This is a genomic window from Streptomyces sp. NPDC101151, assembly GCF_044768335.1.
Lineage (GTDB): Bacteria > Actinomycetota > Actinomycetes > Streptomycetales > Streptomycetaceae > Streptomyces.
Genome location: NZ_JBIWPP010000010.1, coordinates 127,206 through 142,309 on the forward strand (window position 1 = coordinate 127,206; position 15,104 = coordinate 142,309).

Annotated in this window: 14 protein-coding genes and 1 pseudogene; 2 read left to right on the forward strand and 13 right to left on the reverse strand. The window is 72.4% G+C overall.

Annotated elements, in window-relative coordinates; all coding sequences use genetic code 11:
• Positions 1 to 105 precede the first annotated feature (105 nt).
• On the forward strand, positions 106 to 1,248 hold the full coding sequence (locus ACIRU3_RS20650) for a lactonase family protein (protein ID WP_404058463.1): 1,143 nt from the start codon (positions 106 to 108) through the stop codon (positions 1,246 to 1,248).
• Positions 1,249 to 1,292: 44 nt separating this feature from the next.
• Here the strand turns inward: ACIRU3_RS20650 and ACIRU3_RS20655 are convergent, their stop codons facing one another.
• Both ACIRU3_RS20655 and ACIRU3_RS20660 read right to left on the reverse strand, forming a co-directional pair.
• The gene (locus ACIRU3_RS20655) at positions 1,293 to 2,033 is read right to left on the reverse strand and encodes a DUF2470 domain-containing protein (RefSeq protein WP_404058146.1); all 741 of its coding nucleotides are present in this window, start codon (positions 2,031 to 2,033) and stop codon (positions 1,293 to 1,295) included.
• 111 nt (positions 2,034 to 2,144) lie between these two features.
• Positions 2,145 to 2,750 (reverse strand): TetR/AcrR family transcriptional regulator, encoded by a 606-nt coding sequence (locus tag ACIRU3_RS20660; RefSeq protein WP_404058148.1) that lies wholly within the window; start codon positions 2,748 to 2,750, stop codon positions 2,145 to 2,147.
• Positions 2,751 to 2,871: 121 nt separating this feature from the next.
• Here ACIRU3_RS20660 and ACIRU3_RS20665 point away from each other — a divergent pair, with 121 nt between their 5' ends.
• Complete coding sequence (locus ACIRU3_RS20665; RefSeq protein ID WP_404058150.1) at positions 2,872 to 4,401, forward strand: cytochrome P450; 1,530 nt, start codon at positions 2,872 to 2,874, stop codon at positions 4,399 to 4,401.
• Here the strand turns inward: ACIRU3_RS20665 and ACIRU3_RS20670 are convergent.
• The 11 genes and pseudogenes from ACIRU3_RS20670 to ACIRU3_RS20720 form a co-directional block, all read right to left on the reverse strand.
• Entirely contained in the window at positions 4,363 to 5,211 is an 849-nt protein-coding gene (locus ACIRU3_RS20670; protein WP_404058152.1) for a pentapeptide repeat-containing protein, read from the reverse strand. The two genes, ACIRU3_RS20665 and ACIRU3_RS20670, sit on opposite strands and share 39 nt — an antisense overlap.
• Before the next feature lie 39 nt (positions 5,212 to 5,250).
• Positions 5,251 to 6,144 carry an RNA polymerase sigma factor SigJ gene (sigJ, locus tag ACIRU3_RS20675; RefSeq protein WP_404058154.1) on the reverse strand — a complete coding sequence of 298 codons (894 nt, stop codon included), beginning with the start codon at positions 6,142 to 6,144 and terminating at the stop codon, positions 5,251 to 5,253.
• Positions 6,145 to 6,178: 34 nt separating this feature from the next.
• Positions 6,179 to 6,922 (reverse strand): PIG-L deacetylase family protein, encoded by a 744-nt coding sequence (locus ACIRU3_RS20680; protein ID WP_404058156.1) that lies wholly within the window; start codon positions 6,920 to 6,922, stop codon positions 6,179 to 6,181.
• Positions 6,923 to 7,063: 141 nt separating this feature from the next.
• Positions 7,064 to 8,365, reverse strand: coding sequence for an alpha/beta fold hydrolase (locus ACIRU3_RS20685; protein WP_404058158.1), 1,302 nt, complete (start codon positions 8,363 to 8,365; stop codon positions 7,064 to 7,066).
• A gap of 98 nt (positions 8,366 to 8,463) precedes the next feature.
• Positions 8,464 to 9,489: a LacI family DNA-binding transcriptional regulator gene (locus ACIRU3_RS20690; RefSeq protein ID WP_404058160.1), complete on the reverse strand. Its 1,026-nt coding sequence runs from the start codon at positions 9,487 to 9,489 to the stop codon at positions 8,464 to 8,466.
• Positions 9,490 to 9,543: 54 nt separating this feature from the next.
• Positions 9,544 to 9,843: pseudogene (locus ACIRU3_RS20695) on the reverse strand (Tat pathway signal sequence domain protein); the annotation flags it as partial.
• Positions 9,844 to 9,874: 31 nt separating this feature from the next.
• Positions 9,875 to 10,195 (reverse strand): L-rhamnose mutarotase, encoded by a 321-nt coding sequence (locus ACIRU3_RS20700; RefSeq protein ID WP_404058162.1) that lies wholly within the window; start codon positions 10,193 to 10,195, stop codon positions 9,875 to 9,877.
• A gap of 17 nt (positions 10,196 to 10,212) precedes the next feature.
• A complete protein-coding gene (rhaS, locus tag ACIRU3_RS20705) occupies positions 10,213 to 11,292 on the reverse strand; it encodes a rhamnose ABC transporter substrate-binding protein (RefSeq protein WP_404058465.1) in 1,080 nt (359 codons plus the stop codon).
• Between the two features lie 12 nt (positions 11,293 to 11,304).
• Complete coding sequence (locus tag ACIRU3_RS20710; protein ID WP_404058164.1) at positions 11,305 to 12,315, reverse strand: ABC transporter permease; 1,011 nt, start codon at positions 12,313 to 12,315, stop codon at positions 11,305 to 11,307.
• Complete coding sequence (locus ACIRU3_RS20715) at positions 12,308 to 13,381, reverse strand: ABC transporter permease (RefSeq protein ID WP_404058166.1); 1,074 nt, start codon at positions 13,379 to 13,381, stop codon at positions 12,308 to 12,310. Before ACIRU3_RS20715 ends, ACIRU3_RS20710 begins: the two co-directional genes overlap by 8 nt.
• Positions 13,378 to 14,889 (reverse strand): sugar ABC transporter ATP-binding protein, encoded by a 1,512-nt coding sequence (locus tag ACIRU3_RS20720; RefSeq protein WP_404058168.1) that lies wholly within the window; start codon positions 14,887 to 14,889, stop codon positions 13,378 to 13,380. Before ACIRU3_RS20720 ends, ACIRU3_RS20715 begins: the two co-directional genes overlap by 4 nt.
• Positions 14,890 to 15,104 lie beyond the last annotated feature (215 nt).

Here is a 15,104-nt window from a genome sequence, read left to right on the forward strand (position 1 = left end):
TGCGGCATGGACAGCGACGCGCGGGCGGCGCGACGGGGGTCTCCCCCGCCCGGACAGGGTCGAGAACTCGGGGGAGGCTGGACCAGACGGCGGTTCGTGTCAGCCGTGGCGGGCGCGGCCGCCGTCGTGGCGGTGCCCGCACCGGCGGCCCCGCCGGCGGACACCACGCCCGCGGCGCGGCAGCGGACGGCGCCCCCGCCGCCGCCCGGGAGGGCCACCGCCCCCCACCCGCTCTACATCGGCACGTACACCTCGGTCGAGGGCGGCGGCACCGGCATCGGACTGGCCTCGTACGACCCGGCGACGGGCCGGATCACCGGCTCGGGGACGCTCACCGGGGTGCCCGACCCGTCGTACCTCGCGCGGCACCCGGACGGCCGCACGCTGTACGCGGTGGACGAGCGTCAGGACGGCGCGGTCACCGCCGTACGTCTGGCGGACCGGCGGGTCCTCGGCAGCCGCAGCACGGGCGGGGCAGGCCCCTGTCATCTCTCGGTCCACCCGAGCGGCCGCTGGCTGCTGAGCGCCAACTACCAGTCGGGCAGCGTCGCCGTGCATCCCATCGACGCCTCGGGCGCCCTCGGCGAGCGCACGGAGCTGGTCACGCACTCGACACCGCCACCCGGCCCCGGCCAACAGGGCCCGCACGCGCACCAGTTCAGCACCGGTCCCGACGGCGGTCACGTCCTCGCCGTGGACCTCGGCACCGACACCGTCTACACCTACCGCCTCGACCAGGCGAAGGGCACGCTCACCGAGGTGGCCCAGGCGCACACCCGGCCGGGTGCGGGCCCGCGGCATCTGACCTTCCATCCGGGCGGCCGGTACGCCTACCTGGCCAACGAGGTGGACGACACGGTCGCCGTCTGCGCCTACGACCCCGCCACCGGGCGCCTGACGATCGGCGACCCGCAGCCCACGGGCTCGGCCGGCGGCACCAACTACCCGGCGCAGATCCTGGTGACCGCGAACGGCTCCTACGCCTTCCTCGCCAACCGCGGCCACAACAGCATCGCGCGGTACGCCGTCGAGGCGGACGGCGCCCGGCTGCGGCTGCTCGGCACGGTGCCGGTGGCCGGGGACTTCCCGCGGCAGATCGCCTTCTCGCCGGACGGCCGGCTGCTGTTCGCGGCGAACCAGCGCTCCGGCACGGTCAGCGTCTTCCAGGTGGACGCCGAGAGCGGCGGGCTGCGTCTGACGGGCGAGCCGTTCGCGTCACCCGTCGCGGTCTGCACGCTGCCGCTCTAGGCGTTCTGTCCGGCGGGTCGGGCCGCAGAGGCGGGGCCGGCCGGTCAGGCACCGTTGCCTCCCTGCGACTTCATGCGCCGGACCGGCCCCAGCGCGCGGGGGCAGGCGCCGGCGATCGCCTGGGCCAGCAGTGCGTGCATGCGCTCGGTGAGCTGGCTGACGTCGTCGGCGGGCGTGTGGAACGGCAGCCGTACGTCGCCGTGGGCGCGGGTGCGTTCGATGCGCAGGGTGAGACCGTGCCGGTCGACGGCGAGGGGGGTCACACGGGTCGCGGCGTGCAGGCTCTCGGGCCGTACCAGCCGGGTGAGCCGCTCGACGGCGTCCGGGTGGGCGTCGGCGAGGTGGGTCAGCAGCCGGGCCTCGGCGGTGGCCAGCGGGTCGGGCCGGGCGGCGGCGTACTCGTCGAGGTCGACGAGCAGGGCACCGGACGGCTGCCGCAGCACCGCACGGGTGGGCCGGAAGAGCAGCGGGCCGTCGGCCGGGGCGAACCAGCCGGCCAGCCACAGCCGGGCCCGGATCCGCTGCCGGACCGGGACGGGGGCGACGTCGGCGAACTCCAGCACGGCGGAGGGCTCTCCGCGCGGGGCGCACAGCGCGGCCGCGACCAGGGCGCTGTCCTCGGGCACGTCGAGCAGCACCCCGCCGTCCTCGGTCACGGAGTGCGCGCCGACGTACTCCTCACGGGCACCGTCGGCGGTCACCCCGCACGACCATGCGGCGGCGAGCACCGACCGTGCCCGCTCCGCCGCGCCGGGTTCAGCCGCCCAGTCCTGCGTGTCACCCATCCCGAGACCTCCTTAGGTAAGCCTTGCCTAACCTATCGAAGATCCGGCCGCAGGCCAACCACGCCGCGCGAAGCCGAGAGGTCGACGGCCCCGCAGGCGCAGGACGAGGAGTCAGGCGAGGACACCCAGCAGGGCACGCGCGCACAGGTCGCGCACCTGGTCCAGGGTCAGCTCGTCGTCGCGCAGCCACTCCAGGCAGACGGCCGTGGTGAACGCGAGCCAGCCACGCACGGCGAGCCGCACCTGCGGGGCATCCTCCGGGGCGGGCCCGAACTCGGGATCCGCGGCGAGGGCCGCCAGGATCTGCTGCTCCTGGGCGGCGAGGGCCCGCCGGTAGACGCGGCGCACGGCCTGGTCACCGGCCGCGTCGGCACGATGGAAGGCGCGGAAACCGTGGGCGTGGGCCTGCACGTAGGCGAGGTAGGTGTCGAGGCCTGCGGCGAGCTGTTCGCGCACGGGCGTGCCGGGCACGGCCGCCGTCATGCGCAGCATCCGCTCGCTCTCGCGCTCCACGACCGCGGCGAAGAAGTCCCGCTTTGTCGGGAAGTAGTGGTACAGCAGCCCGCGGGAGACTCCGGCGATCTCGGCGACCTGCTCGATCCACACGTCGTCGTAGGGACTCTCCGAGAACAGCTTCGCCCCGACCGACAACAGCTGCTCACGACGCTCCTCGGTGCTGAGTCTGCGCCGGGCTCGCTCCCCCTGGTTCGCGGGCATGCCGTCACTTTACTTGACGCGGGTTCAACAAGCGGACCACACTGAAACACGTTATTGAACTCACGTACAACACGCGCAGGTCACAGGTTCAACCATCCGCTGGATCAAGGGAGATCGCGTCATGGCGGAGACGACGGAGACCGGGCTGCCGAGGGGATTCCGGGGCGCCGAACAGGGCTGGCCCGAACTGCACCGCATCCCGCACCCGCCGCGACGGGTGCCGCTGCTCGGCGATGTGCTCGGCGTCGACCGGCGCCGGCCCGTGCAGGACTCGATGCGCTTCGGGCGCGACCTGGGCCCGATCTTCCGGCGCCGGGCCTTCGGGAACGAGTTCGTTTTCCTGTGGGGCTCCCGATTGGTCGCCGATCTCGCCGACGAGTCCCGGTTCGCCAAGCATGTGGGCCTCGGGATCGCCAATCTGCGTCCGGTCGCCGGCGACGGCCTGTTCACGGCGTACAACCACGAGCCGAACTGGCAGCTGGCCCACGACGTCCTCGCGCCCGGCTTCACCCGGGAGGCCATGGAGGGCTACCACGGCATGATGCTGGCGGTCGCCGAGCGGCTGACCGGCCACTGGGACCGGGAGCTGGCGGCCGGTCGGGCGGTGGACGTGCCCGGCGACATGACCAAGCTGACCCTGGAGACGATCTCGCGCACCGGGTTCGGGCACGACTTCGGCTCCTTCGAGCGGGACCGGCCGCACCCCTTCGTGTCGGCGATGGTGGGCACGCTCACCTACGCCCAGCGGCTGAACAGCGTGCCCGTGCCGCTGGCGCCGCTGCTGCTGCGCGGCCCCGCCCGGCGCAATGCGGCCGACATCGCCCATCTGAACCGCACCGTCGACGATCTGGTGGCCGTCCGGCGCCGTTCCGGCAGCGGGGACGGGGACCTGCTGGACCGCATGCTGGAGACGGCTCACCCCGAGACCGGGGAACGGCTGTCGGACGAGAACGTCCGCAAGCAGGTGATCACGTTCCTGGTGGCGGGCCACGAGACCACCTCGGGCGCGCTCTCCTTCGCCCTGTACTACCTCGCCCGCCACCCGGAGGCCGCCGCGAAGGCCCGCGCCGAAGTGGACCGCGTCTGGGGCGACACCCCGGAACCCGGCTACGACCAGGTCGCCAAGCTGCGTTACGTCCGCCGGGTGCTGGACGAGTCCCTGCGGCTGTGGCCGACCGCGCCCGCCTACGCCCGGGAGGCCCGGCAGGACACGCTGCTGGCCGGGGAGCATCCGATGCGGCGCGGCGCGTGGGCGCTGGTACTGCTGCCGCTGCTGCACCGCGACCCACAGGTGTGGGGCGAGGACGCCGAGCGGTTCGATCCGGACCGGTTCGACGCCACCGCCGTACGGGCTCGTCCCCCACACACCTTCAAGCCGTTCGGGACCGGGGCGCGGGCCTGTATAGGCCGCCAGTTCGCCCTGCACGAGGCGACCCTCGTCCTCGGGCTCCTGCTGCGCCGCTACGACCTGCGGCCCGAGCCGGACTACCGGCTCCGGGTCACCGAACGCCTGACGGTGATGCCGGACGGGCTGCGGCTGCGCCTGGAGCGACGCCCCGCCCCCGTGCCCGCCGCCGGCCGGCCGGTCACGGTCCCGGACGACGGCTCGGGGTCAGCCGGCCGCTGCCCAGTGCACGGGGCGGGTGACTGACCGGGGCAGCCGGGTGCCGGCGCTGCCCCGGGCCGCGTTCAGCTGCGGCTGGGTGAGGAAGAAGGCGCCGGTGAGGTCCGCGTCGGTCAGGTCGGCGTCGCGCAGGTCGGCGCCGATCATGTCCGCTCCGCGCAGGTCGGCTCCGGTGAGGTCGGCGGCGATGAGGTAGGCGCCGCGCAGGCTGGCACCGCGCAGGTCGACGCCCCTCAGCCGGGCCCCCATCAGGTCGGCGCCCCGGCGGTCCTTCGCCCTGCCCTTCTTGCCCTTGCCGCCGGTGACACCCGCCCGGGTCAGCTCGCTGGTGCGCAGCAGGAGCACGTTGACCTCCTGCCGGTGGGCGGCCACGTCCAGCGCGAGCAGTTCCTCAGGGGTCTGCCGGGTGAGCCGTTCGGTCCGCTCCAGGGCCCGGCGCAGGTCGGCGTGGACGGGCTCGGCGGCGTCGAGGCCGAGCGCCTCCGTCAGGTACCAGAGCAGTTCGTGCAGCTGGCGGACGACCGGGAACACGTCGGACATCCGGCGGGCGTTTTCCCCGGGCCCCGTACGCCAGTCCTGCCCGCCGAAGGTGATCTGCGAGACCTTCTGTCCCGCGCCGAAACAGTCGTAGACCGTGCAGCCGGTGAAGCCCTTCGTGCGCAGGTCGGCGTGAATGCCGCAGCGGTGGTCGCCCCGCAGGTTGGGGCAGGGCTTGCCCGCGGGCTTGTCCAGGGCGAAGTCCGCGGAGGCCGCGAACGGCAGGGCGACGCAGCACAGCCCGAAGCACTGGGCGCAGTCGCCGCGCAGGGCGGAGCGGTCGGTTGTCTGATCCGGCATGGTGCCAAGCCTACTGACCTGCAAAACCGTCCTGTCCCCTCACTCCTTGAGCTCGGGAAGGCCGAGCCGGGCCAGCCGGTCGGGGTCGGCGAGGATGTACATGCCGGTGATCCGCCCGTCGGCGACGGTGAGCGCGGTGACCGACAGCGGCTGCCCCTCGGGCACGGTGACCAGCCCCACCGCGCCGTTGACCAGCGCGACCCGTGCGAATACCGCGAGCCGCGAGAACATCGCCGCCTGCTCGGCCACCGCCTGGGCCCCGTGTACGGCCTTGGAGGCGGCGGCGCCCCGGACCAGGGCGCCGGCGTCGGCCCGCAGCTCCACGTCCGGGTCGAGCAGGGCGAGCAGCGCCTCGAAGTCGCCGGCCCGGGACGCCGCGAGGAAGGCGTCGACCACCTGCCGCTGCCGGCCGAGGTCGGGGTCGGCCGCCGGGGTGGCGCCCTGCACCCGGCGGCGGGCCCGGCTGGCCAGCTGCCGGGTGGCGGCCGGGGTGCGCTCCACGATCGCGGCGATGTCGTCGAAGGGCACGGCGAACATGTCGTGCAGGACGAACGCCAGCCGCTCGGCGGGCTCCAGCATCTCCAGGACGACGAGCAGCGCGATCCCGACCGAGTCGGCCTCCAGCACCTCCTTCTCCGGGTCGACCTGGGAGAGGGGGCGGATCACCGGGTCGGGGACGAACGTCTCGTCCATCGGCTCCTCCCGGCGCGCGGCGCGCGAGCGCAGCATGTCCAGGCAGACCCGTCCGACGACCGTGGTCAGCCAGCCGCCGAGGTTCCTGATCTCGTCCGCGTCACCGCGGCCGAGCCGCAGCCAGGCCTCCTGGACCGCGTCCTCGGCCTCGGCGAGCGAGCCGAGTATCCGGTAGGCCACCGCGTGCAGCTGCCCGCGGTGCTCCTCGAAGCGGTCGGCGAGGAGGTCGGTGCCGTTCATGTCGTCCCCGTTCGGTGGTGGGTCGTCGGGCGGGCTACAGGGTGAACAGTTCGAAGGCCACCGCCGGCTTCCCGCCGAAGCGTTCCCCGGTGGCGGTGCACGTCCCGGACAGGAAGTCGCGGACGTACGTCTCGGGGTCCTGGCTGGTCAACGCCTCGATGTAGGTGCGGTGTTCGAGCAGGGAGCGCACCGCGCGCTCCAGGCCTGGCGTGGCCTCCACGGCGTGCGTGGGGCTGCTGGAGCCTGCGACGGCCACCCAGCGGACGCCGTTCCAGGGCTCCAGTCCCTGCTGGACGAGTTCCGGGAAGATCCAGCGGTTCCCGGCGTCCGCGGCGGCGTCCAGCGTGGCGCGGCCCACGGCGACATGGTCGGGGGTGTTCCAGGTGACACCGCCCCAGGTGTCGCGGTGGTTGAGGGTGATGACGAGTTCGGGGCGGTGGCGGCGGATCGCGGCGGCGATGTCGCGGCGCAGCGCGGGGCCGTCCTCGATGACTCCGTCCCGGTGGTCGAGGAACTCCACGGTGGTCACACCGACGGCGGCCGCGGCGGCCCGCTGCTCGCGTTCGCGCAGCGGGCCGCAGGTGGCGGGGTCGATGGTGTCCATGCCCGCCTCGCCGCGGGTGGCCAGGACGTAGGCGACCTCACGGCCGGCGTCGGTCCAGGAGGCGATGGCCGCCGAACACCCGTACTCCAGGTCGTCGGGGTGCGCCACCACGGCGAGGGCACGCTGCCAGTCGTCGGGCATCGGCTGGAGCTGGGTGATCTTCGGCTCGGTCATGGCCGCAGACTATGCGGCCACACCCCGCCCGCAACTGCTTTTGTGGGGCGCCCCGTCGCACGCGGGAGGCCGGGGCGTTCGGGGCGGGTCCTGGCAGGCGCCGCGGCGGTGGCAGGTCCCGGTGCGGCGTGCCCCGTCGGCTCACACCTCGTCGCGGGTCAGGGCGAGGAGGCGGTCCAGGACCCGGGGTGCACCCGTGCGCAGGCCGTCGTGCTCGAACTCGTCGGTGACCCAGGTGCGCAGACCGCGGACGGCGCGGGCCGTCTGCAGGGAGTGGGCGGTGTCCACGTACATGTCGTCGTGGTAGACCGCCGCGGCGACCGGGACCTCGTTGGCTGCGAGGCGGGCGGGGTCGTACAGGGGCTCCCAGTCGGTGCGGGCGGCGAGCAGGTCGGCGGTCTCGCGCAGGGGGCGCAGGGCCGGGTCGGTGTCGAACATCCAGGGGTGGACCGTCTCCCCCGTGAACAGCACCGGGGCGTCGCCTGCCAGTGCCTTGGCCGCGTCGAACTGCGGGAACTCGGCGCGCACACGCTCGGCGGCCCAGTCCGTGGGGCGGGTGTCCTGGCCGTAGATCGTCTCGTGGACGAGTGCGTACAGCGGGTGGCCCGCGTACGACAGCAGGCTCTGGGCCGCTTCCTGGAATGCGTCGGCGAGATCGAGACCGCCGGGTGTGCGGACGAAGGCGTCCTCCAGGAGGTGGTGCAGCCGGTGGCTGCCGTCGCCGGTGCCGAGCATCAGTCCGAGGGACTGGAAGGCCTCCACGGTGAAGCGGTAGCCGTTCGGCAGGACGACGTCATGGGTGAGCAGGTGGTCGGCGATGCGGCGGGCCCGTTCCACGTCCTGGGGGTAGCGGGCGTAGTGCGCGGCGGCCTTGCGTTCGATGCGCGGGTAGGCGGCCCGGTAGACGTCGTCGGCGTGGGCGTCGAGGGAGGGCAGGCCGCCGGTGATGACGGCGGTGCCGAGACCCTCCGGGGCCAGGGAGAGGTAGGACACCGTGCAGAAGCCGCCGAAGCTCTGGCCGAGCACGGTCCAGGGGGCACCGCCGGTCACCTCGGGGCGGATGGCCTCGCAGTCGCGGACGATGGAGTCGGCGCGGAAGCGGGTGAGGTAGCCGGCCTGCTCGGCGGGGCCGCCGCGCAGCGGGAGCGTCTGCCGGGTGGCGGGCGTGGAGCGGCCGGTGCCGCGCTGGTCGAGGAGGAGGACGCGGTGGTCCTGCAGGGCGCGGTCGAGCCAGGCCTGCCGTCCGATGAAACGGTTCGCCCCGAAGCCGGGCCCGCCCTGCAGGTACAGCAGCCAGGGCAGCTCCTGCCCCGCCTTGTCGCTCGCGACGGCCTCACGGGCGTACAGCTCGATGGTCTCGCCGCTGGGGTCGCCGTGGTCGAGAGGCACGGTGAAGTGACGGTCGGTGAGGACGACGCCGGGCTGGCGGTAACTGAGGCTCAACGGGTCTCCCGGGACGGATGGGACGGACGCGTCCCAGTTCAGCACATGGACGGCCGTGGGCAGAGCCCCGGGATCATGGATTGTTACTGAACTACCGGTCAGCGGGCGGCGAGGCTGGAGCGCCGCACCACCAGCTCCGGCTGGAGCACCACGCGCCGGTGCTCGTGGGCGCGGGTTCCGCCCTCGGCCTCGGTCTCCTCCAGCAGCAGCTCGGCGGCGAGGGCGCCCATGGTGACGGCGGGCTGCCGTACCGAAGTCAGCGGTACGGCGGCCGCTGCGGCGAACTCGATGTCGTCGTAGCCGACGATCGCGAGGTCGTCCGGTACCACCACGCCGGCCGCGTACATGGCCTGGAGCACGCCGAGCGCGAGCAGGTCGTTGGCGCAGAAGACGGCGGTGGGGCGGTCGGCGAGGCCGAGCAGACGGGCGCCCGCGTCCCGGCCTGCGGCCACGTCCAGGCGCTCGGTGGGCAGTTCGCGAAGGGCGTCGGGGCCGAGTCCCGCCTCGGCGAGGGCGTTCAGCGCGCCGGTGCGGCGGTCGCGCACCTGGTTGAGTCCGGGCGGGCCGCTGACGTAGGCGAGGGAGCGGTGTCCGGCGTCCACGAGGTGCCGGACCGCGAGGGCGCCGCCCGCCACGTCGTCCACGGAGACCGAGCACTCGGTGGTGCCTTCGGCGACCCGGTCGACCAGCACGAAGGGGATGCCGTGCCGGCGGAAGGCCTCGATGTTCCGTCCGGTGGCGTCGGCCGGGGTGAGCAGCACACCGCGCACCCGCTGCTCGGCGAAGAGGGAGAGGTAGTCGGCCTCCTCGGCCGCGTTCTGCGCGCTGTTGCAGACCATCACGCCGAGCCCGGCGGCGCGGGCCGCGCGCTCCGCGCCGCGCGCCACGTCCACGAAGAAGGGGTTGCCCATGTCGAGGACGAGCAGGCCCATGATCCGGCTGCGGCCCGCGCGCAGCTGGCGCGCCGACTCGCTGCGGACGTAGCCGAGCCGGTCGATCGCGGACAGCACCCGTGCGCGGGTCTCGCCGGCCACGGTGTCCGGGCGGTTGATGACGTTCGACACCGTGCCCACCGACACTCCGGCGGCGCGGGCGACGTCCTTGATACCCACCGACTGGGCCATCGGGCGGAGACCTCCAGGGGGACGAGGGGCGGCGGGAAGGCCTTCACATTACCGTCACCGCGGCCCAGAACAGACGGGTCGGGCGGGCAGTGCGAAGGCGGCCACGCGGAGAGCCGAGGGAGTCGTGTCGCTCGACCTCACCTGGCACATGAACGACAGCACGTGGTCCGCCTCGACCCGTGTCTCGTCGGTCACGACCTCGCCGAACGCGTCCAGGCCGCCGCCGTCGTACAGCAGCGCCCGGTCCGTGTACCGGCAGGACTCGGAGGCGCCGGCGATCCGGCCGTGGGGGAAGATCGCGTAGGCGTCGTCGTACGTGTCCAGGACCGGTTTCGTGCGCCGGCTGGAGTCGAGGCTACGTCGTCGCACGGGCAGGCTCCGGGCGTCAGGCGAGGTCGAAGACTTCGGTGAGCGGTTTCATGGCCTCGTCGGGCCGGGTGCCGTCCGGCGACTCGAAGAGCGGCGCCATCTCGGCCTGCCGGCGGGGGTTGACGCCGGTGGCCTCCATGCCGGCCCGGGCGGCTGCGAAGTCCTCGGTCTCCAGGCAGCCGACGACCAGGCCGTCCTCGCGCAGGAACAGCGAGTACTTGTGCCAGCCCGTCGCCCGCAGGGCGTCGAGCATCTCGGGCCACACGGCGGCGTGCCGCTCGCGGTACTCGTCGAGGCGGTCCGCCCGGACCTTCAGCAGGAAGTCCACGCGCTGCATCAACAGCTTCTCGGCCGCTAGAAGTTGAACTGGTCGATGTTCTTGGCGTCGAAGACGGTCGGCCTGCCGAGGTTGATCACGCCGTCCTTGCCGATGGTGCGGGTCGTGGAGCCGGCCTTGAAGGTCTCGCCCTCCTTGCCGGTGATCTGCCCCGAGGCCAGGGCGACAGCGGTACGGGCGGCGAGGTCGCCGAGGGCCGCGGGGTCCCACAGCTCGAAGGCGTCGACGGTCCCGTTCTTGACGTACTTGCGCATGTCGTTCGGGGTGCCGAGGCCGGTCAGCCGGACCTTGCCCTTGTACTTGGAACCGGACAGGTACTGGGCGGCGGCCTTGATGCCGACGGTGGTCGGGGAGATGATCCCCTTCAGGTTCGGGTGCTCCTGGAGGAGGCCCTGGGTCTGCTGGAAGGACTGCTGGGCGTCGTCGTTGCCGTAGGCGATCTTGACGAGCTTGATGTTCTTGTACTTGGGATCCTTCAGCTCGTCCTTCATGTAGTCGATCCAGGTGTTCTGGTTGGTCGCGGTCTGCGCGGCGGACAGGATCGCGATCTCACCCTTGTAGCCGATCTGCTCGGCGAGCAGCTGCACCTCGGTACGGCCCAGGTCCTCGGCGGAAGCCTGCGAGACGAAGGCGTTGCGGCAGCCGGGGTTGGTGTCGGAGTCGTAGGTGACGACCTTGATGCCGTTCGTCATGGCCTGCTTGAGCGCGGTGCACAGGGCCCCCGGGTCCTGAGCGGAGACGGCGATCGCGTTCACCCGCTGCTGGGTGAGGGTGTTGACGTAACTCACCTGGCCGGAGGTGTCGGTGGCGCTGCTCGGGCCCACCTCCTTGTACGTGGAGCCCAGTTCGGCGACGGCCTTCTCGCCGCCCTTGTCGGCGGAGGTGAAGTAGGGGTTGTTGACCTGCTTGGGCAGAAAGCCGACGGTCAGGTCCTTCTTGGTGGCCGCGTTCGGGTCGGCCTTGCCGCCGGAGGCGGCCGAGGCGTTGTCGGACTTGACGTCGTCCTTGGTGGTTCCGCCGCAGGCGGTGACAGCCAGGGCGAGGGAGCCGGCCGCGGCGAGGGCGGCGCAGCCGCGGCGGATCGTTGACTTGCGCATCATGAAGGTCCTTTACGAGGGTGAGCGGAGTGACGGCGTCGGAGTCGAGGCGGCGGCTGTGCGGCCCGCCCTCGCGACGGAGAGCCGGCGTGCGACCCGGGGGCCGAGCACGGAGACGACGAGCAGGACGCCGGTGACGACGATCTGCGACTGCGCGGAGACATTGAGCAGGCTCATCACGTTCTGCAGCGCCCCGAGCAGAAAGACGCCGGCGACGGCGCCGCCCAGGGTCCCCTTGCCGCCGTCGAAGTCGATGCCACCGAGCAGCACGGCCGCGACGACGGAGAGTTCGAGGCCGGTGGCGTTGTCGTAGCGGGCGCTGGCGTAGTGCAGGGCCCAGAAGACGCCGGTGAGGGAGGCCATCAGACCGGTCACCGTGAACAGGATCAGCTTGTGCCGCCTGACACGGATCCCGGCGAAGCGCGCGGCCTCCTCGCCGGCGCCGATCGCGAAGAGCGACCGCCCGAACGGGGTGGCGTGCAGGACGACCACGGCGATCGCGAGCAGCACCAGGAAGGGCAGGAATGCCTGCGGCAGGAAGGTGCTGCCGAGCCGCCCGGCGGCGAAGTCCAGGTACTGGCCCGGGAAGTCGGTCACCGCGTCCGAGCCGAGCACGATCTGTGCGATGCCCCGGTAGGCGGCCAGGGTACCGATGGTGACGGCGAGGGAGGGCAGCCCCAGCCGGGTCACGAGCAGGCCGTTGACCAGCCCGCACACCACGCCCAGCAGCAGGCAGACCGGGATGATCGTCTCGATGGCCATGCCCTCGTTCCACAGCTTGCCCATCACCGCCCCGGACAGCCCGGCGGTCGACGCCACCGACAGGTCGATCTCACCGGCCACCACCAGCAGGGTCATGGGCAGGGCGATCAGCGCGATCGGCAGGGTGTTGCCGATGAGGAAGGACAGGTTGAGGGCGTTGCCGAAGCCGTCCACGAATCCGGACGACAGCAGCAGCAGGACGATCAGAAGCGCGCCGACGACCGTGTCCCAGCGGATGGCGCGGGTCAGCGACTCAGGCACCGGGGTTCTCCTTCGTCAGGGCGGCGGTCCTGCGCGGGGCGGACTTCTTCTTCAGGGCGGCGGACACCCGCAGCGCGACGATCCGGTCGACCGCGATGGCGAGCAGCAGCAGGACGCCGTTGATGGCGAGCACCCACACGGAGCTGACGCCGAGGGCGGGCAGCACGCTGTTGACGGAGGTGAGCAGCAGAGCGCCGAGGGCGGCGCCGTAGACGCTGCCCGAGCCGCCGGTGAAGGCGACACCGCCGACCACCACCGCGCTGACGACGGTGAGTTCGTAGCCGCTGCCGGTCCCGGAGTCCACGTTGCCGAACCGGGCCAGATACAGGGCGCCGGCGAGTCCGGCGAGGGCGCCGCAGACGGTGTAGGCGGTCAGGATCCGCTTGCGCACGGGGATGCCGGCCAGGCGTGCGGCCTCCGGATTGGAGCCGAGCGCATACAACTCCCGTCCGCTGCCGAAGTGTCTGAGGCCGTAGGCGGTGGCGACGAGTACGGCGAGCGCGATCAGCGCCAGCCAGGGGATCGCCGAGAGGCCGCCGGAGCCGAAGTCCACGAATCCGCCGGGGAGATCGGCCGCGGTGATCTGCCTGGAGCCCACCCAGATCGAGTCGATGCCCCGGATGATGTAGAGGGTGCCGAGCGTGACGACCAGGGCGGGCACCTGGCCGAGGCTGACGAGCAGCCCGTTGAGGAGTCCGAAGCCGACGCCGAGCAGGACGGCGAGCAGGAGTGCGACGGCCGCGTTGCCGCCGTCGTGCAGACAGGCGCCGGCCGCGAAGGCGCTGATGCCGAGGGTGGAACCGACCGACAGATCGACGTTGCGGGTGATGACGACCAGGGACTGGCCGATGGCGACCAGCACCAGGACGGTCGCGTTCAGCAGCAGGTCCTTGATGCCCTGCTCGGACAGGAATTCGCTGTTGCCCGCCTGGGTGACGGCGATCATCACCAGGAAGACGACCAGGATGGCGAGTTCGCGCATCCTGAAGACACGGTCCACCAGCCGGGTGCCGCTGGACCTGGGCACCTCGGCGGGCGGTGCGTGGTCGGGTGCGGTCACCGTCATCCGGCGGCCCTCCCGGTGGCTGCGGCCATCACGGCTTCCTCGGTGGCTTCGGAGCGGGGGATCTCGGCGGTGATCCGGCCCTCGTGCATCACCAGCACGCGGTCGGCCATGCCGAGGATCTCGGGCAGGTCGGAGGAGATCATCAGGACGGCGACGCCGTCGGCGGCCAGCTGGGACAGCAGCCGGTGCACCTCGGCCTTCGTACCGACGTCGATCCCGCGCGTCGGCTCGTCGACGATCAGCACCTTCGGGCGGGTGGCCAGCCACTTGGCGAGGACGACCTTCTGCTGGTTGCCGCCGGAGAGGTTGGAGACGGCGTCGGCGATCCGGGCGTACTTCACCTGGAGCTTCACCGCCCAGTCGAGGGAGCGGCTGCGTTCGGCGCCGCGGTCCACCAGCCCGGCCTTCGTACGGAGCCCGGTGAGGCCGATGTTGCGTTCGATGGACATGTCCATCACCAGGCCCTGGGCACGCCGGTCCTCGGGTACGAGGGCGAGTCCGGCGGCCATCGCGGTGGAGGGTGCCCCCTTGGTGAGCCTGCGCCCGTCGACCTCGACCTCTCCCGCGTCCCACCGGTCGACGCCGAACACGGCCCGGGCGACCTCGGTGCGCCCGGCGCCGACCAGCCCGGCGAGACCGACTATCTCACCGCGCCGGACCGAGAAGGACACGTCGGCGAAGACGCCCTCCCGGGTCAATCGCCTTACACACAGGGCGAGTTCGCCCGGTGTGACGTCCTGCTTGGGGTACAGCTCGTCCAGGTCGCGGCCGACCATGCGGCGGACCAGGTCGTCCTCGGTCATGCCGTCGAGGGGCTCACCGGCGATCCGGGCCCCGTCCCGCAGGGTCGTCACCCGCTGGCCGATCTCGAAGATCTCCTCCAGCCGGTGGGAGATGAACAGCACCGCCGCGCCCTGCTCGCGCAGGGTGCGCACGACACCGAAGAGCCGGGCGACCTCGCTGCCGGTCAGGGCGGCCGTCGGCTCGTCCATGATGAGGACGCGGGCGTCGAAGGAGAGCGCCTTGGCGATCTCCACGATCTGCTGGTCGGCGATGGACAGACCGCGGGCGGGCCGGTCGGGGTCGAGGTCGACGCCCAGGCGCAGCATCAGGGCGGCGGCGGCCGCGTGCGTGGCCCTGTGGTCGATCCGGCCGAGGGAACGGCGGGGCTGCCGGCCCATGAAGATGTTCTCTGCGATGGACAGGTCGGGGAAGAGCGTGGGCTCCTGGTAGATCACGGCGATGCCGGCGTCGCGGGCGTCGCCGGGGCCGTGGAAGACGACGGGCTCGCCGTCCAGGAGCACCTGACCGGAGTCCGGCCGGTGCACCCCCGCGAGCGTCTTGATCAGGGTCGACTTGCCCGCGCCGTTCTCCCCGGCGAGGGCGTGCACCTCGCCGGACAGCAGCTCCAGACAGACGCCCCGCAGGGCGCGTACGGCGCCGAAGGACTTGGAGACGTCCCGCAGGGCCAGCACCGGGGCCGGTCCCGGGTCAGGCGGGTGGGTCATGGAGGCTCCTCGACGACGCCCGAGGCTGGCCTCGCAGCGTCGTGAAAGGTTTCAACTGGATTGCCGGGACGTTAGGCATCCCGGCCATGTCACGTCAATGGGTCCGTGTCGAAAAGATTTCGATGGCCGTCTGTCACGGTGGAGTCTCGGAGCACGGGGTTGGTCGGAGCGCTTGACACCCCTACGGAGGGCTCATAGCTTGCGCTTCTGAATCG